At 38.9% G+C, this 20,525-nt stretch carries 19 protein-coding genes and 1 pseudogene; 19 read left to right on the forward strand and 1 reads right to left on the reverse strand.

Annotation, left to right across the window (positions count from 1 at the left end; translation table 11 throughout):
• Nucleotides 1–73: 73 nt before the first annotated feature.
• A complete protein-coding gene (locus tag ACPC58_RS03775; protein WP_277837239.1) occupies nucleotides 74–931 on the reverse strand; it encodes an NAD(P)H-hydrate dehydratase in 858 nt (285 codons plus the stop codon).
• 97 nt (nucleotides 932–1,028) lie between these two features.
• On the opposite strand from ACPC58_RS03775, the gene nth reads away from it, so the two are divergent.
• The 19 genes and pseudogenes from nth (at nucleotide 1,029) to yihA (ending at nucleotide 20,510) form a co-directional block, all read left to right on the forward strand.
• The gene (nth, locus tag ACPC58_RS03780) at nucleotides 1,029–1,652 is read left to right on the forward strand and encodes an endonuclease III (protein ID WP_434065345.1); all 624 of its coding nucleotides are present in this window, start codon (nucleotides 1,029–1,031) and stop codon (nucleotides 1,650–1,652) included.
• Nucleotides 1,653–1,934: 282 nt separating this feature from the next.
• Nucleotides 1,935–2,918, forward strand: a complete 984-nt coding sequence (guaC, locus tag ACPC58_RS03785; RefSeq protein ID WP_434065301.1) for a GMP reductase — start codon at nucleotides 1,935–1,937, stop codon at nucleotides 2,916–2,918.
• Between the two features lie 355 nt (nucleotides 2,919–3,273).
• The gene (locus ACPC58_RS03790) at nucleotides 3,274–4,617 is read left to right on the forward strand and encodes an MATE family efflux transporter (RefSeq protein ID WP_434065302.1); all 1,344 of its coding nucleotides are present in this window, start codon (nucleotides 3,274–3,276) and stop codon (nucleotides 4,615–4,617) included.
• Nucleotides 4,618–4,765: 148 nt separating this feature from the next.
• Nucleotides 4,766–5,830 (forward strand): aminotransferase class I/II-fold pyridoxal phosphate-dependent enzyme, encoded by a 1,065-nt coding sequence (locus ACPC58_RS03795; protein WP_217373815.1) that lies wholly within the window; start codon nucleotides 4,766–4,768, stop codon nucleotides 5,828–5,830.
• A gap of 303 nt (nucleotides 5,831–6,133) precedes the next feature.
• Nucleotides 6,134–6,883, forward strand: a complete 750-nt coding sequence (locus ACPC58_RS03800) for a DeoR/GlpR family DNA-binding transcription regulator (protein WP_434065303.1) — start codon at nucleotides 6,134–6,136, stop codon at nucleotides 6,881–6,883.
• Nucleotides 6,880–7,791, forward strand: coding sequence for a 1-phosphofructokinase (gene pfkB / locus ACPC58_RS03805; protein ID WP_434065304.1), 912 nt, complete (start codon nucleotides 6,880–6,882; stop codon nucleotides 7,789–7,791). Before ACPC58_RS03800 ends, pfkB begins: the two co-directional genes overlap by 4 nt.
• On the forward strand, nucleotides 7,788–9,743 hold the full coding sequence (locus ACPC58_RS03810) for a PTS fructose transporter subunit IIABC (protein WP_434065305.1): 1,956 nt from the start codon (nucleotides 7,788–7,790) through the stop codon (nucleotides 9,741–9,743). Before pfkB ends, ACPC58_RS03810 begins: the two co-directional genes overlap by 4 nt.
• A gap of 93 nt (nucleotides 9,744–9,836) precedes the next feature.
• The gene (locus tag ACPC58_RS03815) at nucleotides 9,837–10,211 is read left to right on the forward strand and encodes a DUF1149 family protein (protein ID WP_130555322.1); all 375 of its coding nucleotides are present in this window, start codon (nucleotides 9,837–9,839) and stop codon (nucleotides 10,209–10,211) included.
• Complete coding sequence (locus ACPC58_RS03820) at nucleotides 10,212–11,063, forward strand: DegV family protein (protein WP_434065306.1); 852 nt, start codon at nucleotides 10,212–10,214, stop codon at nucleotides 11,061–11,063. It abuts the gene before it with no gap.
• Between the two features lie 8 nt (nucleotides 11,064–11,071).
• Nucleotides 11,072–11,839, forward strand: a complete 768-nt coding sequence (gene dapB / locus ACPC58_RS03825; protein ID WP_434065307.1) for a 4-hydroxy-tetrahydrodipicolinate reductase — start codon at nucleotides 11,072–11,074, stop codon at nucleotides 11,837–11,839.
• Nucleotides 11,836–13,047, forward strand: coding sequence for a CCA tRNA nucleotidyltransferase (locus ACPC58_RS03830; RefSeq protein ID WP_434065308.1), 1,212 nt, complete (start codon nucleotides 11,836–11,838; stop codon nucleotides 13,045–13,047). The genes dapB and ACPC58_RS03830 overlap by 4 nt, the downstream gene beginning before the upstream one ends.
• On the forward strand, nucleotides 13,040–14,908 hold the full coding sequence (locus ACPC58_RS03835; RefSeq protein WP_434065309.1) for an ABC-F family ATP-binding cassette domain-containing protein: 1,869 nt from the start codon (nucleotides 13,040–13,042) through the stop codon (nucleotides 14,906–14,908). Before ACPC58_RS03830 ends, ACPC58_RS03835 begins: the two co-directional genes overlap by 8 nt.
• On the forward strand, nucleotides 14,909–15,244 hold the full coding sequence (locus tag ACPC58_RS03840) for a hypothetical protein (RefSeq protein ID WP_171989804.1): 336 nt from the start codon (nucleotides 14,909–14,911) through the stop codon (nucleotides 15,242–15,244).
• A 159-nt stretch (nucleotides 15,245–15,403) separates the two neighbouring features.
• On the forward strand, nucleotides 15,404–16,363 hold the full coding sequence (locus ACPC58_RS03845) for an ROK family glucokinase (protein ID WP_217373806.1): 960 nt from the start codon (nucleotides 15,404–15,406) through the stop codon (nucleotides 16,361–16,363).
• 137 nt (nucleotides 16,364–16,500) lie between these two features.
• A pseudogene (locus tag ACPC58_RS03850) lies at nucleotides 16,501–16,824 on the forward strand (hypothetical protein).
• 52 nt (nucleotides 16,825–16,876) lie between these two features.
• Nucleotides 16,877–17,716 (forward strand): thymidylate synthase, encoded by an 840-nt coding sequence (locus ACPC58_RS03855; RefSeq protein WP_434065310.1) that lies wholly within the window; start codon nucleotides 16,877–16,879, stop codon nucleotides 17,714–17,716.
• Between the two features lie 209 nt (nucleotides 17,717–17,925).
• Nucleotides 17,926–18,438, forward strand: a complete 513-nt coding sequence (locus ACPC58_RS03860; RefSeq protein ID WP_434065311.1) for a dihydrofolate reductase — start codon at nucleotides 17,926–17,928, stop codon at nucleotides 18,436–18,438.
• A 197-nt stretch (nucleotides 18,439–18,635) separates the two neighbouring features.
• Nucleotides 18,636–19,862: an ATP-dependent Clp protease ATP-binding subunit ClpX gene (clpX, locus tag ACPC58_RS03865; protein WP_130555333.1), complete on the forward strand. Its 1,227-nt coding sequence runs from the start codon at nucleotides 18,636–18,638 to the stop codon at nucleotides 19,860–19,862.
• A gap of 60 nt (nucleotides 19,863–19,922) precedes the next feature.
• Entirely contained in the window at nucleotides 19,923–20,510 is a 588-nt protein-coding gene (yihA, locus tag ACPC58_RS03870) for a ribosome biogenesis GTP-binding protein YihA/YsxC (protein WP_130555334.1), read from the forward strand.
• Nucleotides 20,511–20,525: the final 15 nt, after the last annotated feature.

The raw sequence follows: 20,525 nt of genomic DNA on the forward strand, positions 1-20,525 counted from the left end.
ACATAGTAAAACTCCCCTTATAGTTTCTAGTGAAAATTTTTATTTTTTCACTGTCCACTATAAGGGGAGTATATCAGATTAGGCGGTTGTTTGTGTTTGAAATTGAAGCCATTGTCTTTTGGATGTTTCTTGAGACATCAGTTGGCTTTACAAGATAATAATCTTGAGCCAGTTGGTCGGCAATATAGGAGTGGAGGTAGGTTGCTACAAGGATTCTCTCATATAGTTGAACATGGGGAAATTGTACAGCAAATCCTGCAATCATACCTGCAAGAGTATCTCCCATACCTCCTGTTGCTTGGTAGGGACCACCAGCTCCTATTGGAGTGACTTGGTTTGGCTGGGCTTTTAGGATTTGTGTAGCAGAACTTTTAGCTACAAGGATTGTATTTTCTTGAAAAGATTGCAAGGCTTCAAGATTTTTTTGGCTTGTTTGGTCAGCAACCGGAATGGCTGATAACCGTTCCCATTCTTTCTGGTGGGGTGTCAGGATGACTTGTTTACACGGGAAGTTCTTTCTGTTTTGCTTTGCGACTAAGGTAAGGGCTGAGCCGTCAAGAACTAAAATCTGCTGGTCAGATAAATGTTCAAGAACAAAGTCTAATAACTGTTCAGCTCTGCTATTTTCCCCCAAACCTGGACCAATCAATACCAAGTCAGCATTTTCTAAGCTACTTATCAGCAAGGCTTGATCGTCAAATGAAAATGCCATGGCTTCAGGCAGATGACTATATAAGGCTGGTATATTGTCTTTTTCAGTGGCAACAGTTACCAAGCCTGCTCCACTGTTGACGGTTGCTAGTGCGGCCATGATAATCGCTCCACCATAAGGATACAGTCCACCAATCAGCAAGACTCGACCATAGCTTCTCTTATGGCTATTGCGTGGTCTTGCTTGAATAACCTTTCTACAGAGTTCTTGTAAGTCCATACTTATTCCCCCTTTTCTTCTTATTATATCACGAGGAATGAGGTTTATGACAATCCAGATTTTAGATAAATCCAAGTTTTCATGCTATAATGAATTCATGGTATTATCAAAAAAACGTGCTAGAAAAGTTATTGAAGAAATTATTGCACTCTATCCTGATGCCAAACCTAGTTTGGATTTTCATAATCATTTCGAGCTGTTGTGCGCTGTGCTACTTTCTGCTCAAACGACTGATGCTGCAGTAAATAAAGCTACTCCAGGTTTGTTTGCTGCTTTTCCAACCCCTCAAGCAATGGCAGCTGCGAATGTGGAGGATATTGAACCCTTTATTTCCCGCTTGGGTTTGTATCGAAATAAGGCTAAGTTCTTAAAAGAATGTGCCCAGCAGTTGATGGATTGTCATGATGGGATAGTCCCTCAAACACGTGAGGAATTGGAGGCGCTGACAGGTGTGGGCCGAAAAACTGCTAACGTAGTATTGAGTGTCGGATTTGGGATTCCAGCGTTTGCTGTCGATACCCATGTAGGACGTATCTGCAAACATCATGATATTGTGAAAAAATCTGCAACACCTTTGGAAACAGAAAACCGGGTTATGGAGGTTTTGCCACCTGAACGATGGCTTCCAGCTCATCAGGCGATGATTTATTTTGGAAGAGAAGTATGCCATCCAAAGAATCCTGAGTGTCACAAGTATCCGCAATTATATAAATTTGATTAAAAATCTTCAGTTTTTGGAGATTTTTTTGTTTTTGAGACAGAAATATATGGTAAATTCAGAATATTTATTTGAAAATACTAGAAATCTTTCTTAAATTCTGAACAATCACAATATTTGTTTATCAGAAAAATAAAAAACAATCCAATATACGAATGATTTTATAATATTCTTAATCTTCATTGACAAAAACCTAACAATAAACTATAATAATACATATGAATTCGTTTAATTACGAAAATTTATTGTTTTTTCTGAAAATTATATGAAAATAGAGGTGCGATTATGATTAACGAGACTCCAATTTTTGACTACGAAGATATTCAGCTTATCCCAAATAAATGTATTATCAATAGTCGTTCAGAGGCAGATACAAGTGTAATTCTGGGAAAGTACAGCTTTAAGTTACCTGTAGTTCCGGCCAATATGCAGACGATAATAGATGAAGATGTTGCAGAGATGTTAGCAAAGGATGGTTATTTCTATATTATGCACCGTTTCGATGAAGCCGGCCGTCTTCCATTTATCAAACGCATGCATGAACAAGGTTTGATAGCTTCTATCTCCGTTGGTGTAAAAGAATATGAATATGACTTTGTATCAAGTTTGAAAGCAGATGCTCCTGAGTTTATTACCATTGATATTGCTCATGGTCATGCTGATAGTGTGATAAATATGATTCAGCATATTAAAAAAGAATTGCCAGAAACATTTGTGATTGCTGGAAATGTTGGCACACCAGAAGCGGTCCGTGAATTGGAGAATGCTGGTGCAGATGCCACGAAAGTTGGTATCGGACCAGGGAAAGTATGTATAACTAAAGTAAAAACAGGTTTTGGTACAGGTGGTTGGCAATTGGCTGCGCTACGTTGGTGTGCAAAAGCAGCTCGTAAACCAATCATTGCGGACGGTGGTATCCGTACCCACGGAGATATTGCTAAATCCATTCGTTTCGGGGCAAGCATGGTTATGATTGGTTCGCTTTTTGCAGGACATATTGAAAGCCCAGGAAAAACAGTAGAAGTAGATGGTGAGAAGTTTAAAGAGTACTATGGTTCTGCATCTGAATACCAAAAAGGTGATTATAAAAACGTTGAGGGTAAGAAAATTTTATTGCCTACTAAAGGTCACTTGAAAGATACTCTGATTGAAATGGAGCAAGATTTGCAATCTTCTATTTCTTATGCTGGTGGGCGTGATCTCACAAGCTTAAAACATGTGGATTATGCTGTAGTAAAAAATTCAATTTGGAACGGTGATTCCTTATAATTCCATTGGACTTGCATTGCAGGTCCTTTCTTTGTTTGCAGAATGCTTTCAGTCCTGATACAATAATAGAGGTATCCTTTGACAGTTAGAAAATAATAGTCAATGAGAATCAAAAGTAGCCTAGCTTCACCTATCTGGGAGATAGTTGAAGGCTGGAAAATATAGAGAATTGTGTCCCCGTCATTGAGCAGAAGACATAACTCTGTTACTTTCTTGTTTCAAGGTAACAGGTTTAAAAGCTTCTGCTGGAGCTTTTCACTCATCAAGGCTCTAGACAACAGATAATTTTGATTTTCCGAGAGTTTAATTCGATTGTTTTCGATAAAAAGGTACCTTAGAATAAAAAGGAATGATTATGTATCCAACTCACACTCGAAAAGAAAAGTTTCTGCTTTTTTTAAAGATTTTTCTCCCCATTCTCATTTATCAATTTGCAAATTTTTCTGCATCTTTTATTGATACAATGATGACTGGTCAATATCGGACCCTTGATTTAGCAGGAGTTTCTATGGCAACAAGTCTTTGGAATCCGTTTTTCTCTTTTCTAACAGGAATTATTTCCGCTATGGTTCCTATTATTGGTCATCACTTAGGGCGGGGAAACCGTGATAAAATCAGAGAGGAATTCCACCAATTTGTTTATCTAGCTCTTGGTTTGGCAGTCATCTTGTTTGTATTGGTAAAGGTTGTTGCGGGCCCGGTCCTTGGTCTGTTGCACTTGGACGCTGAGGTAGAGTCTATAGCAAAATCGTATCTTAACTACATTTCTATTGGAATTTTGCCTCTTTTACTCTTTAGTGTCTGCCGTTCATTTTTCGATGCTTTAGGGATGACACGCTTGTCCATGAATTTAATGTTATTGCTAGTTCCCTTTAATAGCTTATTCAATTATCTATTTATTTATGGTAAGCTGGGATTCCCGACTTTGGGTGGGGCAGGAGCTGGGTTGGGAACTGCTTTAGCCTATTGGGCTGTCCTAGTGGTCATTATCTTAGTCATGCTTAAAAATAAGCGTATCGCCTCGTATCAACTATGGCAATGGAGCCCTGTTCAATTCTCCCTCTTAAAAGCTGGGTTAAAATTGGGCCTTCCAATTGGTTTGCAAGTCTTTGCTGAAGTTGCTATTTTTGCAGTTGTCAGTTTACAAATGGCAAAATTTTCTTCTCAGGTCATTGCTGCTCACCAGTCTGCAATGAATTTTGCTACCTTGTTATATGCTTTCCCAGTTAGCGTTTCTATGGCCTTACCGATTGTGATTTCATATGAAATCGGTGCAAACCGACCTCAAGCGGCGCGTCAGTATGCAATTATCGGCCGTTTGACCGCCATTCTATTTGCTGGTTTAACCCTAACATTTCTCTATTTTAATCGGCAAATGGTGGCGGGTTGGTATGGTCAAAATCCGGTGTTTATCCGTTTGACGGCAGATTTTTTAGTTTTTGCTTTATTCTTCCAGTTAGCAGATGCGTTTACAGCTCCGATACAGGGAATCCTACGCGGGTACAAAGACACAACTGTCCCATTTTTACTAGGCCTCATTTCTTTTTGGTCATTGACGTTTCCAATTGCATTTTTATTAGAAGGAACGACAGATTTAGGTCCTAAGGCTTACTGGGTTGGTTTGATTGTTGGTATTTTTGCCTGTGGTATTACCTTAAACATTCGTATGCATATTGTAGAAAAACGAACGGTTCAGTAGGGAAATTTTATCAGTTATTTGTTTGTATCTATCATTGGCACTATTCGAAGAGTATCATAGTAACTGTCGAGAATTTTCTTTCAGGGCCTGAGGCTTTATAACGAACCAAAGTATGTGATAGGTTCAAAACAATAGAAAGTAGGAGAAAATGAGCTTATTTAGAACAGATATAGAAAATCTAGAACCCTATAAATTGCCAGGTCAGGCAAAGTACAATTTAGGTGATAATGAGAATCGACTGATTGATTGGTCTTTTCTCTTACAGGAGGCCTTAGAGGCTGTTACAGCTGGCGAGTTATCTTTCTACGGAGATAATCGGTATGCTGAATTGATTGAGACTTATGCGGCCTATCTTGGGGTGCAGCCTCAGCAATTGACGGTTGGGGTTGGATCAGATTTCATCATCCATATGCTAATTACAGGGGTTCTGAAAGTGGATGAAGTCTTTTTAACCATCGATCCTGATTTCTTTATGTACGAAGTTTATAATCAGTTACATGGTAGCCGATTCAAACAATATGAATTGCCTAGTGATGGAGAAACACTTCGCCTGAAAGCTGATGATATACTAGCTTATGCGAATCTTGTGGGAGCGAAAATGATTATGTTTTCTAATCCGAATAATCCTTCTTCAGTGGCATTTGATGAAAAAGAGGTCGAAGAACTCATACGCAATTTTGATGGCTTAGTCGTGATCGATGAAGCCTACATAGAATTTTCTGACACAACTAGTTTTGTTAATCAAATCAATCAATATAAGAATCTGATAGTACTGCGAACCTTATCAAAAGCATTTGGTTTAGCTGGTATCCGTCTGGGATTTGCAGTTGCAGACGAGCAACTTATTTTTGAATTAGATCGGGTTATTCCTCCTTACAGTTTGCCAAACCTAACAGCTAAAATAGGGACAATGGCCCTTGGATATACTGACTTGGTTCAAGAAAAAATCCTGGAAATAAAAAGTAGTCGTGCAACATTTGTTGAATTTTTGGAAACAATGCCAAACTGTCGTGTTCTGCCAAGTCAGACTAACTTTGTAACTTTTTCTGCACCATGGGCTCAAGAATTGCATTATTATGCCTTGGAAAAAGAGTGGAATTTTAAGTATTATCCAAGTGGAAAATTGTCCAACCATATTCGAATGGCTATTGGTAGAAAAGAAGAGATGGAAATGATGAAAGAAATGATACGTAACATTGCCACTGCAGAATAGTAGATCTTCTGTTTAATATTTAATGGTACAGAGAAAAAGTATAAGACTGATTCATCGTTTGATGGATCGGTTTTTTCGTCATTATAAAATAATAGGAACCATTTATACTCTTCGAAAATGAAAAAATATCCGTTGTCAAGAGCCTTGATGAGTGAAATCTTAAGTGGATCTTTTCATCCTGCCACCTTAAAATGGGAAAGTAAAAAATTTAAAATTGAAGTTTTTCGACGGTATTTGAAAGAAAATGATTGACATGATAAATTATTCGTGTATAATAGATTTTGTAAACGATTGCAGGAGGTGTTGAACATACTCAAATCAGAGCGAAAACAACTCATTTTAGAGCGAATACAGGCACAACAGTATGTTCGTTTAGAAGAGTTAGTTGAGATTCTTGAAACGTCTGAGTCCACTGTTCGTAGGGATTTAGATGAATTAGAAAATGAGGGAAAACTGAGACGTGTGCATGGAGGCGCTCAATCAACAGGCAATTTACAGTTAGAAGAATCGATACTGGAAAAATCTGTCAAAAACGTTCAAGGAAAACGAGAGATTGCTGAACGAGCGGTTCAGCTAATTAAAGATGGCGATGTAATCTTTTTAGACGCCGGAACCACTACAGGACTGCTGATTGACTATCTTCATCAAGAGAATCTTACAGTTGTGACAAATTCGGTTCATCACGCGGTTAAGTTGGTTGAACGCAAGATAAAAACCATTATTATTGGTGGGTTTGTCAAGCAATCAACAGATGCTTCCGTTGGTGCGGTAGCAATAGATCAAATACGGCAACTCAATTTTGACAAGGCATTTCTTGGTATGAATGGTATTGACAAACACTACTTGACAACACCAGATGTTGAGGAGGCAACTATAAAAAGGACTGTTATTGATAACGCAAAAGAAAGTTATGTACTTGTGGATGCATCTAAAATTGGACAATTTTCCTTTGTGAAGGTTGCTGCAACCGAAAAAGCCAACATTATCTGCCAAACATCAGAAAGCAGTTTATTGGATATAATAAAAGAGAAAACGAGGGTTATTGAGGTATGATTTATACAGTTACGCTCAATCCAGCTATTGACTATATTGTTCGTTTAGAGCATGTCGAAATAGGCAGTGTCAATCGTATGGAGAGCGATGATAAGTATGCTGGTGGTAAAGGAATTAATGTTAGCCGTGTCTTAAAGCGTTTGGGGTATTCCAATACAGCAACTGGCTTTCTTGGAGGCTTTACGGGTCAATTTATTAAGGATGGATTGGTAGCCGAAGGGATTGAAACTGATTTTGTTCAAGTAGATCAAGATACAAGGATAAACGTGAAAATCAAGGCTGATCAAGAAACTGAAATCAATGGATTGGGACCAGTCGTGACGGATTTACAGTTGGCAGAATTAGAGATGATTCTTGCAGGTCTTACCAAAGACAACATTGTTGTATTTGCAGGTTCTGCACCGGCAAGCCTTGGTAACGAAGTTTATAACCGATTAATTCCAGTGGTGAGAGAAACAGGGGCACAGGTTGTCTGTGACTTTGAAGGTAAAACACTTCTTGACTCACTAGCACACCAACCATTATTGGTCAAGCCAAACAACCATGAACTTGAAGCAATCTTCAATGTCGAATTGAATGGCATTGCAGACATCGAGACCTATGCTAAGAAAATCTTAGAAATGGGTGCTCAGAATGTAATCATTTCTATGGCTGGTGATGGTGCTTTGATGGTCACTCCAGCAGCTACTTACTTTGCTAAACCAATCAAGGGTACAGTGAAAAACTCTGTCGGAGCTGGAGATTCCATGGTGGCAGGTTTTACAGGTGAATACGTTCGCTCACAAGACCCAATCGAAGCCCTCAAATGGGGAGTTGCTTGCGGTACGGCAACAGCCTTTTCAGATGATCTGGCAAGTATCGAATTTATTAAGGAAATTTATGAAAAAGTTGAGGTAGAAACACTATGAAAATTCAAGACGTTTTGAAAAAAGATGTCATGTTGCTTGATTTGCAAGCGACAAGCAAGGAAGCAGTCATTGATGAAATGATTACCAGCTTGGTAGATAAGGGATACGTTACTGATTTTGAAGTTTTTAAAACAGGAATCCTCAATCGTGAAGCACAGACTACAACAGGCCTTGGTGACGGGATTGCAATGCCACACGCTAAGAATGCTGCTGTGAAAGAAGCAACTGTTCTCTTTGCAAAATCAAATAAAGGCGTTGACTATGCAAGTCTTGATGGTCAACCTACTGACTTGTTCTTTATGATTGCAGCGCCAGAAGGTGCTAATGATACTCACTTGGCTGCTCTTGCTGAATTGTCAAAATACTTGATGAAACCAGGTTTTGCTGACAAACTTCGTAGTGTATCTAGTCCAGAAGAAGTCATTGCAGTCTTTGACGAAGCCGAAGCAGCAGATAAGGTTGCAGAAGAAGTGGTTGTAGCTCCAAGTGGTGACCGTCCATTTATTGTTGCTGTTACTGCATGTACAACAGGGATTGCACACACATATATGGCGGAAGAAGCCCTGAAGAAGCAAGCAGCAGAAATGGGAGTTGACATCAAAGTTGAAACAAATGGTGCCTCAGGTGTGGGTAATAAATTGACTGCTGAAGATATTAAGAATGCTGCAGGTGTCATCATCGCAGCAGATAAGGCTGTCGATATGTCACGTTTCAATGGTAAGCCATTGGTATCTCGTCCAGTTGCAGCTGGTATCAAACAGCCAGAAGAATTGATTAAACTTATCTTGGAAGGTAAAGCATCAACTTATACAGCGTCAGAAGGAGCAGCTACTGTGGAATCTTCTGAAAAACTTAGTCTTGGTAAAGCTTTCTATAAGCACTTGATGAGCGGTGTATCTCAAATGTTGCCATTCGTTATCGGTGGTGGTATCCTGATTGCTTTAGCCTTTTTAGTCGATAACTTACTTGGTGTTCCTAATGATAGCTTAAGTAGTCTTGGTTCTTACAATGAATTAGCTTCCATGTTTATGAAGATTGGTGGAGCAGCCTTCGGCTTCATGTTGCCACTTCTTGCAGGTTATATTGCTTACTCAATCGCTGAAAAACCAGGTTTGGTTGCGGGTTTCGTAGCTGGTGCTATTGCCAATAGTGGCCTTGCTTTCGGTAAAATTCCTTATGCAGCTGGTGGTGAAGAAACCCTTGCTCTTGCTGGTGTATCATCCGGTTTCTTGGGTGCCCTTGTCGGTGGTTTCCTTGCTGGTGGTGTAGTGCTCGTTCTTCGCAACGCTTTGCGCAACCTTCCAAAATCCCTTCAAGGTTTGAATGCTATCTTGCTCTTGCCACTTTTAGGTACAGCACTCACAGGTTTCTTGATGTTCTTCGTCAATATTCCGATGGCAGCTATCAACACAGGTATGAACAATTTCTTATCTGGTCTTGAAGGTAGTTCAGCTGTTTTACTTGGACTTGTCCTTGGTGGAATGATGGCAGTTGACATGGGTGGACCTGTCAATAAAGCAGCTTATGTTTTCGGTACTGGTACACTTGCAGCAACTGTCGCAAATGGTGGTTCAGTTGCAATGGCTGCCGTTATGGCTGGTGGTATGGTTCCACCATTGGCAGTATTCGTTGCTACCTTGCTTTACAAAAATAAATTTACTCAAGAAGAGCGCAATTCAGGTTTGACTAACATCGTTATGGGGCTTTCATTCATCACTGAAGGTGCAATTCCGTTTGGTGCTGCTGACCCAGCTCGTGCAATTCCAAGCTTTATCGCAGGTTCTGCCCTTGCAGGTGCCTTGGTTGGTTTGTCAGGCATCCAATTGATTGCTCCACACGGTGGTATCTTCGTAATTGCTCTTACATCTAATCCACTTCTCTACCTTGCTTATGTTGCAATCGGTGCAGTAGTTTCAGGTGTCCTTTACGGAGCACTACGTCAACCTAAATAAGAATATAAAAACCTTGTCTGTTGGCAAGGTTTTTTTCATTTTCACCACAAACTATGGTATAATAATTCTATAACTGTGTATTGGAGAAAAAAGATGGAAATTATTCGCGAAAAAGAATTTGTTAATCAATATCATTTTGATGCTCGTAATCACGAATGGGAAAAAGAAAATGGAGTCCCAGTGACAAAATTGAACGTTGATTTTCAATTGCTCAAGCATAGTCGTGAGGAAAATAAAACATCTATGATTACAATTCTCCGATTTATGATTGTATTGAATCAACATGTTATTTCTGGAGCGATGAGCCAGGCTGTTCACTTGCAAAACCGTTTTGTTGAAGAACCAACTGAATTTACAAACGAAGATAAGCGTGTCTTGGCTGAACCACTTCTGGATATCTTAAAGAGAATGACATATGACGTAACCGAGATTGCATTTGATGCACCTGGTGTAAATTTGGAGATTTAAATGAAAATAGCAGTTATTACGGACAGCTCGGCTGTTTTAAGCGAAACGATTATTTCTGATGAGCGTGTCTTTGTTCTACCCATTCCTGTTACGATTGATGGGGAGTCTTATATAGAAGGACAGAATTTAACAGTATCAGAATTCTATCAAAAAATGGCTGCTTCAGCAGAATTACCAAAAACGAGTCAGCCAAGTTTGATGAAATTGGAAGAAATCCTGTCTCAAGTATCGAAACAAGGATTTACTCATGCAATTGGTCTGTTTTTATCGTCAGGAATTTCAGGTTTTTATCAAAATATTCAGTATTTAGTTGATGAATTTGAAAATCTAACCATTGCAATCCCAGATTCAAAAATTACTTCTGCACCGCTTGGTATGATGGTAGAGAATGTTCTTAGATGGGCTGATGCAGGTCAGGATTTTGAAACGATTTGTGATAAACTTAACTGTCAAATTGAACAAACCTCTGCTTTTATTATGGTAGATGATTTAGATCATTTGGTAAAAGGGGGACGCTTGTCGAATGCTGCTGCGATTCTGGGAAACCTTTTGAGTATCAAACCAATTCTTTATTTTACTTCCGAAGGGAAGATTGAAGTATACGAAAAAGTTCGTACAGAGAAAAAAGCTGTGAAACGACTTCTTGAAATTTTACAGGAAAAAACTGCGGATGGACACTATCAATTAGCTATTATTCATGCGAATGCACCTAAAAAAGCAGATAATTTCAAGGATTTGTTGGAAGAAGCTGGGCTTACTAGCGAGTTACCAATCGTCACATTTGGATCTGTAATTGGTACTCATTTAGGCGAAGGTGCCATAGCCTTTGGTATTTCACCCATTATTGAATAGGAGTTCTTATGACAATTAATGTGATTATTGCTGGTTTTAAAGGGAAAATGGGATCAACAGCCGTAGAAATGGTCAATGGTGATACAGACCTCTCGTTGGCTGCCTTAGTGGATCCATTTGCAACCGAGACCGAAGTTGGTGGTGTTCCTGTTTTCAAAAACAAGGAAGAAGTTGCGGGCGTGGAAGCGGATGTTTGGGTTGACTTTACAACACCAAAATTTGCTTACGAAAATACTCGTTTTGCTTTAGAAAATGGGTTCGCACCTGTCGTTGGGACGACTGGATTTACTTCGGAAGAAATTGAAGAATTGACAGCTTTGTCTGCCGAAAAAGGTTTAGGTGGATTGATTGCACCAAACTTTGCGATCGGAGCGATCTTGTTAATGCAATTTGCCGCACAAGCAGCTAAGTATTTCCCTAATCTTGAAATTATTGAACTTCACCATGATAAGAAGAAAGATGCGCCAAGTGGTACAGCTGTAAAAACAGCCGAGCTGATTTCTCAAGTACGGCCAACCCTGCTTCAAGGTGTTGCAGATGAAGAAGAATTAATTGCTGGAGCTCGTGGCGCAGCATTCGATGGGTTCCGCATTCATTCCGTTCGCTTGCCAGGCTTGGTCGCTCACCAAGAGGTCATCTTTGGTGCACAAGGTGAGGGTCTGACAATTCGACATGATTCATATGATCGTATTTCTTTTATGAGTGGTGTTAACCTTGGCATTAAAGAGGTTGTTCATCGCTCACAACTCGTTTATGGTTTGGAACACTTATTATGAAATTAACCAATCTGCCTTCTGAATTTCAGGAGGCTTTGCCGATTTTAGAGAAAATTAAATCAGCTGGATATGAGGCCTATTTTGTAGGAGGGTCTGTTCGTGACGCAATTCTTGGAAGGCAAATTCATGATGTAGATATTGCCACATCCAGTTATCCACAAGAAACCAAGCAAATTTTTCCACGCACATTTGACGTTGGCATTGAACATGGAACAGTCTTGGTTTTGGAAGGACAAAAAGAGTATGAAATTACCACCTTTCGGACGGAAGAGGACTATGTTGACTTCCGACGACCGAGTCAGGTTTCTTTTGTGCGCTCCCTGGAAGAAGATTTGAAACGACGTGATTTCACAGTGAATGCGTTTGCACTTGATGAGGAGTCAACAATCATTGACCTATTTCAAGGGCTTTCTGACCTAGAAAATCATACACTTCGGGCTGTTGGTATTCCGTCCGAACGTTTTAATGAGGATGCCTTACGAATCATGCGGGGCTTTCGTTTTGCAGCAACATTGAACTTTAAAATCGAGGAAGTGACTTTTAAAGCAATGGCAGATACTGCACCGCTCTTGGAAAAAATATCTGTAGAACGGAGTTTTATAGAATTTGATAAGCTCCTGGTCGCTGAATATTGGCAAAATGGCTTGCGTGCGATGATAGATTCTAAGGCTTATCAGTTCTTGCCTGATTTGGCAGGAAAAGGTGAACAGTTAGAGACCATGTTGACTCGTTTAGATGAGGCTTTCCGATTTTCAACTTCTGAACAAGCTTGGGCCATGCTTGTTGTTTGCCTGGAAATTGAAAATATCAAATCTTTCCTGAAAAAATGGAAGACCAGTAATGATTTTCAACGGACGGTTATTCAATTAGTAGAAATATACCATATGCGGCATGCAGGAACTGTCACAAAACAAATTTGTTTCAAGTATGGCAAAGAATTGCTCTATTTGGTTGAGGAATTGCGTCAAGCTCAAGGTTTCTCTACAGATTTCAAAGCAATAGAAAGAGTTGATCAATCTTTAACAATACATGATAGACACGAAATTGTTGCTAATGGTGGTCATCTCATGCAAGCCTTTGGTCTTAAACCAGGGCCAGTTCTAGGTGAATTATTAAAAGAAATTGAATTCCAGATTGTTGAGGGGACCTTGGCTAATTCATCTGTAGAAATTATGAAATTTGTGAAAGGAATCTTAGATAATGAGTGATTTTATCGTTGAGCATCTTACCAAGTCAGTAGGAGATAAGACGGTCTTTTCTGACCTTTCTTTCATTATTCACCAAGGAGATCGCATTGGGATAATCGGTGTCAATGGAACGGGAAAAACAACTCTCTTGGATGTTTTATCAGGTCGAATTGGATTTGATGGGGATGTATCTCCATTTCGTACAAAAAATACATATAAAATTTCATATTTGACTCAGGAGCCTGTTTTTGATGAGAGTAAAACAGTTTTAGATACGGTTTTATCTTCGGATTTACGCGAAATGCAGTTGATTCGTGAGTACGAGTTGCTCATGTCGAATTATGATGAAGCAAGTCAATCAAAGTTAGAAACTATAATGACTGAAATGGATGCATTAAATGCTTGGGAAATCGAAAGTCAGGTCAAAACGGTTCTTTCAAAGCTAGGCCTTACTGAGTTAAATATGACTGTTTCTGAACTCTCAGGTGGTTTGCGTAGACGTGTTCAATTGGCCCAGGTCCTTCTTGGTCATGCAGACCTTTTATTACTCGATGAACCTACCAACCACTTAGATATTGATACGATTGAATGGTTGACAACGTTTTTAAAAAATACTAAAAAGTCTGTCCTCTTTATTACCCATGATCGCTATTTCTTGGACAATGTTGCAACACGGATTTTTGAGCTAGACCGTGCAAATTTAACTGAATATCAGGGAAATTACCAAGATTATGTGCGCTTAAAAGCTGATCAGGATGAGCGCGATGCAGCTCTTCGTCATAAGAAAGAGCAATTGTACAAGCAGGAACTTGCATGGATGCGAAGACAGCCACAAGCGCGTGCAACAAAGCAACAAGCTCGTATCAATCGTTTTCATGACCTAAAGGGTGACTTAGCTCAGTCAATAGATGACAGTGAGCTGGAAATAAATTTTGAAACCTCACGTATTGGTAAAAAAGTCATCAAGTTTGATCACGTCAGCTTTTCGTATCCAGATAAGCCCATTTTATCAGATTTTAATTTACTCATTCAAAATAAGGATCGCATTGGGATTGTCGGAGAAAATGGTAAAGGAAAATCCACCCTTTTGAATCTGATTGCTGGTGAGTTACAAGCAGATAGCGGAAAAGTGGACATTGGGGAAACTATCCGAATCGGCTATTTCTCGCAAACTATCAAAGGATTAGATGAAAGCAAGCGTGTTATCAATTTCTTACAAGAAGTGGCTGATGAAGTTAAGACAAGTTCTGGCATGGTCTCAATTGCGGAGTTATTAGAACAATTTCTCTTTCCGCGGAATATGCATGGCACGCTGATCGAAAAGTTGTCAGGCGGGGAGAAGAAGCGGCTTTATTTACTCAAAATTCTTTTGCAACGACCAAATGTACTTCTCTTAGATGAGCCAACAAATGATTTGGATATTGCAACCTTGACAGTACTCGAACATTTCTTACAAGGTTTTTCTGGTCCAGTGATTATCGTTAGCCATGATCGGTATTTCCTAGATAAGGTAGCAAATAAAATTTTGGCATTCGAAGATAGCGGTATCGAGACCTTCTTTGGCAACTACACAGACTATTTGGATGAGAAGGCCTTTCTAGCTTCCAGATCTGCTATTTCGCTAGAAATGCCAAAGGAAAAAACAGAAAAGATCAAGGCAAGCAAGAAGCGGATGTCCTATTTTGAGAAGCAGGAATGGGCAAGTATTGAAGATGAAATCACTAGTTTAGAAGATCGAATTCAGGTGATTGAATCGGAAATGCTCACTTGCGGAAGTGATTTTACAAAGTTGTCCGACTTGCAAAAGGAGTTGGAAGAGAAAAATAAATCTCTATTGGAAAAATATGAGCGTTATGAATACTTAAGCGAATTGGAGGGCTAGATGAAAATTCTTGTCATTTCCTATATGGTCATTTATCTGCTAGTTACGTTGGTTTCAGCCTTATTTAGTTATTTTAAAACAAGAAGGATGAATGGACTCAGACTTGTTTTGACAGTCTTGTCTATGATATTACTAGCCATAACCCTTTATTTTTATGCTCAATCCTATCATGATTTGCAAATGCTCGGGTTTGCATTAGGATTTACCTTTATCTCGACCTTATTTTTATATAATGGTACCAAAGAAGGCAGTCAATTTGCGACTGTGATGCTATTTTCCGTGGGTCGATTTATTTTGCATATTCAATTTATTATCTTGCTCTATCTTTTTCGATAGGGCTCCTTATTTTTAGAATATTTTAAATACGGTTCTTTGGAATAAAAGCTATTGTAAAAAATGATAATCTTGAACAAAGGATTATTTTATCTATGAAAAGGCTTTACGCAAATGTTTGCATTGTGGTATAATTGTAAAAAAAGATTTTAGGAGTATCTTATGTCTAAAAAAATCATCGGAATTGACCTTGGGGGAACTTCTGTTAAATTAGCGATTTTGACTACCGAAGGTGAAATTCAAGAAAAGTGGTCTATCAAAACAAATATTTTAGATGAGGGAAGCCATATTGTTCCTGATATCATTGACAGCATCAAACATCGTTTTGAAACATATGGTTTAACGAAAGAAGATTTTCTTGGTATTGGCATGGGGTCTCCAGGTGTCGTTGATAGCGAAGCTGGTACTGTTATCGGTGCCTATAACCTCAATTGGAAAACCTTACAATTGGTTAAAGATCAGTTTGAATCTGCCCTCGGCTTACCTTTTTTCATTGACAATGATGCCAACGTAGCGGCTCTTGGTGAACAATGGGTTGGTGCAGGTAATAACAATCCGAATGTTGTCTTCATGACTCTTGGTACAGGTGTCGGTGGCGGTGTCATTGCTGCAGGAAACTTGATTCGTGGAGTCAAAGGTGCTGGTGGTGAATTGGGCCATATCACAGTTGACTTTGATGCACCATTTGCATGTACTTGTGGTAAAAAAGGTTGTTTGGAAACTGTTGCTTCAGCAACAGGTATTGTGAATTTGACACGTCGTTATGCTGAAGAATACGCAGGTGATGCCAAACTGAAACAACTGATTGACGATGGAGAAGAGCTTACTGCAAAAGATGTGTTCGACTTAGCTAAAGAAGGTGACGATTTGGCACTAATTGTTTACCGTCATTTTTCAAATTACCTTGGTATTGCTTGTGCAAATATTGCAGCAGTTTTAAATCCAGCCTACATTGTTCTTGGTGGTGGTGTTTCAGCTGCAGGTGAATTCCTATTAGATGGTGTTCGTAATGTATTTGCCGACAATAGCTTCCCACAAATTAAGGAAAGTACACAAATCGTCTTGGCAACACGTGGCAATGATGCAGGTGTATTAGGCGCAGCATCACTTGTATTAAAATAATTGTTAGAAGCAGGGGAAACTCTGCTTTTTTTAATCTGCTGTGACAATTTCCTTATATACATATATTATATACATATATTGAAAAACGTAGTATTTAAGCGTACAATGAAAGTTTAAAGAGAAAGGAGTGTCACCTTATGAAACAGGTAAATATGTCTAAAATAATCAACTATCTGACTATTCTTGGTTTATTTATTTTGTTATCTGCCTTTTTCCTTGATAACTGGATTCGAGACTGGTTATTCCTGTCTAGCTGAGGAAACGTAGCAACCATGTTGATTCTCCCTCTGCTGGGTACTCTAATTCTTATACTATCTATCTACTATAAAATTTACACTAAAAATATTCGCAAGATATTATTGAGTACCGTCTTGGTTGTTTTGTATTTTATATTGTTCAGTCTAGTAACTGCCCTTTCTGGTCTATTTCAGCTCAATCTCTACCCCTTGCTGTATAAATGAGGACTCCTGTTCAAAACTGGAGTTTTTTGTTAAGATTTGCTATACTAAAACTATGACAAAAGCAGATAGTATTTTTAAAGAAAACATTCGTAAGATTATGGAAGAGGGCGTTTTTTCAGAAAATGCTCGCCCCCGTTACAAGGATGGAAATGTAGCCAATTCCAAATACATTACTGGTTGCTTTGCAGAGTATGACTTGGCCAAGGGCGAGTTCCCTATTACTACATTAAGACCTATCCCAATCAAGTCATCCATTAAAGAAATTCTCTGGATTTACCAAGACCAGACCAATGACTTGTCTGTTTTACAAGAAAAGTACGGTGTCCAGTATTGGAATGACTGGGAAGTCGAAGGAACCGGCACGATTGGCGAACGCTATGGTGCTATTGTTAAGAAGCATGACATCATTTCCAAGATTCTCAAACAATTGGAAGAAAATCCTTGGAATCGCCGCAATGTCATTTCTTTATGGGACTATGAGGCTTTTGACCAATCAGCAGGTTTGTTGCCATGTGCCTTTCAGACCATGTTTGACGTTCGACGAGTGAATGGGGACATTTATCTGGACGCAACCCTTACTCAACGCTCAAATGATATGTTGGTTGCCCATCATATCAATGCGATGCAGTATGTAGCCCTTCAGATGATGATTGCTAAACATTTCGGCTGGAAGGTTGGGAAGTTTTTCTATTTCATCAACAATCTTCATATCTATGACAACCAGTTTGAACAAGCTGAAGAATTGCTACGTCGGACTCCTTCAGAAGTTGAGCCTCGTTTAGTACTCAACGTCCCAGACGGAACAAATTTTTTCGATATTAAAGCAGAAGATTTTGAGTTGGTGGACTACAATCCAGTTAAACCGCAGTTAAAATTCGATTTAGCAATTTAACGGGATTAGCAGTGAAGACTTCGATCTTTACCTCGCTTCTTTATTTTTAAACTCGGGCTGAAACAGTCTATACTCAGACTGTTTCACTCTCCAAGTATTCTTTGAGTACTGCTACATTTTTAGAGCTATAAAAATTTGCACTAGACTTACTTGGAAAGTGCATTTTTTGTGAATTTTTGATAGAATGATAGGACGGAAAGTGAGAGAAAATGACAAAAAAGATTGTTGCTATTTGGGCTCAAGATGAAAATGGATTGATTGGAAAAGGCGATAAACTACCTTGGTCCTTGCCCGCTGACTTAGCTCATTTTAAAGAAACGACAACTGGTCACACGATGGCGATGGGACGTATAACTTATGATGGTATGGGCAAGCGTGCACTTCCTAATCGTCACACTATCGTTTTGACAAAGGATCAATCATATGTAGCGGAAAATGATCGGGTTACAGTTGTTCATAGTGTGGAGGAAGTGTTGGATTGGTATGCACATCAAGAGCGGACTTTATTTGTAATTGGTGGGAGTCAGATTTTTATGGCATTTGCGGCATATATCGACCAATTGATTGTGACAGATATTCATGGTCAATTTGATGGAGATACTTTCTTTCCGAAAGATTTTCCGATGGAACAATTTTGCCTGCAGAAGAAAACACTCCGATTAAAAGATGAGGAAAATCCATTTGATTTTACTATAAAAACCTACGAAAGAAGAGAAAGTTAGGCATGGAGAGAAGTTTATTCGGTTTATTTACAGCGTTTCTCTGCGGAATATGCGTTCTTTGTGCTGTTCAAGCCTGTAGAAAGAAACGTTTTGGTCTGGCTATTTTATTTTTACTGAATGCTTTTACCAATTTGGTTAATAGTATTCATGCAATTTATGGCTTTTTATTCAGATAAGATATATGAAAGAGGAAACACATGGCTATCAAGCATACACAAGAGCTTATCTATTGCTCATTTTGTGGTAAAAACCAAGAAGAAGTTAAAAAAATTATTGCAGGAAATAATGTTTTCATTTGTAATGAGTGTGTTGAGTTAGCTCAAGAAATCATTCGTGAAGAATTGGCTGAAGAAGTACTGACAGATTTGGCAGACACACCAAAGCCACAAGAATTACTCAATATTTTAAACAATTATGTCATTGGACAAGATCGTGCTAAACGTGCGTTGGCAGTGGCTGTTTATAATCACTACAAACGTATTAATTTCCAAGATAGTCGCGATGAAAATGATGTTGATTTGCAAAAATCTAACATCTTGATGATTGGCCCGACTGGTTCAGGAAAAACCTTCCTAGCTCAGACCTTGGCTAAAAGTTTGAATGTCCCGTTTGCTATTGCTGATGCGACCGCTCTTACTGAGGCTGGTTATGTGGGTGAAGATGTTGAAAATATTTTACTTAAATTATTGCAGGCAGCAGATTTTAACATTGACCGTGCTGAAAGAGGTATCATCTATGTGGATGAAATTGATAAAATTGCCAAAAAAGGTGAAAATGTGTCCATTACCCGTGACGTCTCGGGTGAAGGTGTCCAACAAGCTCTCTTAAAAATTATTGAAGGAACCGTTGCCAGTGTACCTCCACAAGGTGGACGAAAACACCCTAATCAAGAAATGATTCAAGTCGATACGAAAAACATTCTTTTCATCGTTGGCGGTGCGTTTGATGGTATCGAGGAAATTGTTAAGCAACGATTAGGAGAGAAAATCATTGGTTTTGGTCAAAACAATCGTGCTATTGATGAAAAAGAATCATATATGCAACATATCATTGCTGATGATATTCAAAAATTTGGTATTATTCCTGAGTTGATTGGTCGATTACCTGTTTTGGCAGCCTTAGATCAATTAACGACAGAGGATTTGATTCGTATTTTGACTGAGCCGAAGAATGCTTTGGTAAAACAGTACCAAACTCTTTTATCCTACGATAATGTGGAGTTAGAATTTGACCAGGATGCCTTGGAGGAAATTGCCAAAAAGGCTATTGAACGGAAAACAGGTGCACGGGGACTTCGTTCGATTATTGAAGAAACCATGATGGATGTGATGTTTGAAGTTCCTAGTCAAGAGAATGTAAAACGGGTTCGTGTTACAAAAGATGCAGTAGATGGTAAGGAAAAACCTTTGCTAGAAACTGCTTAAATAAGTACAATAAGGGGTGATAGGTTTTGACTTTCTCCCCTTCTTTATGAAAGGTACAAAATGGAAATCAATACACATAATGCTGAAATTCTGCTTAGTGCGGTTTCGAAAGCCCAGTATCCAGAAGACGACCTTCCGGAAATCGCCCTTGCTGGACGATCAAACGTTGGGAAGTCTTCCTTTATTAATACCCTCTTAGGTAGAAAAAATCTTGCTCGTACATCAGGAAAGCCTGGAAAAACTCAACAACTTAATTTTTATAACATAGATGATAAAATTCGTTTTGTGGATGTTCCAGGTTATGGTTATGCAAAAGTTTCAAAAACGGAGCGTGCCAAGTGGGGCAAAATGATTGAAGAATATTTGACAACAAGAGAGAATTTACGGGTTGTTGTTAGCTTAGTGGATATGCGCCATGAGCCTTCAGCTGATGACGTTCAGATGTATGATTTCTTGAAATATTATGACATTCCTGTTATTATTGTTGCAACGAAGGCTGATAAAATTCCGCGTGGCAAGTGGAACAAACACGAATCAATGATCAAGAAAAAGTTGGACTTTGATATGAAGGATCAATTTGTTGTGTTTTCTTCTGAAACTCGTCATGGCTATGATCAGGCTTGGGATGCAATCTTGAAAAATATCTAATTTATAGACAGGGGA

This window comes from Streptococcus sp. VTCC 12905, assembly GCF_049893385.1.
GTDB lineage: Bacteria > Bacillota > Bacilli > Lactobacillales > Streptococcaceae > Streptococcus > Streptococcus suis_AA.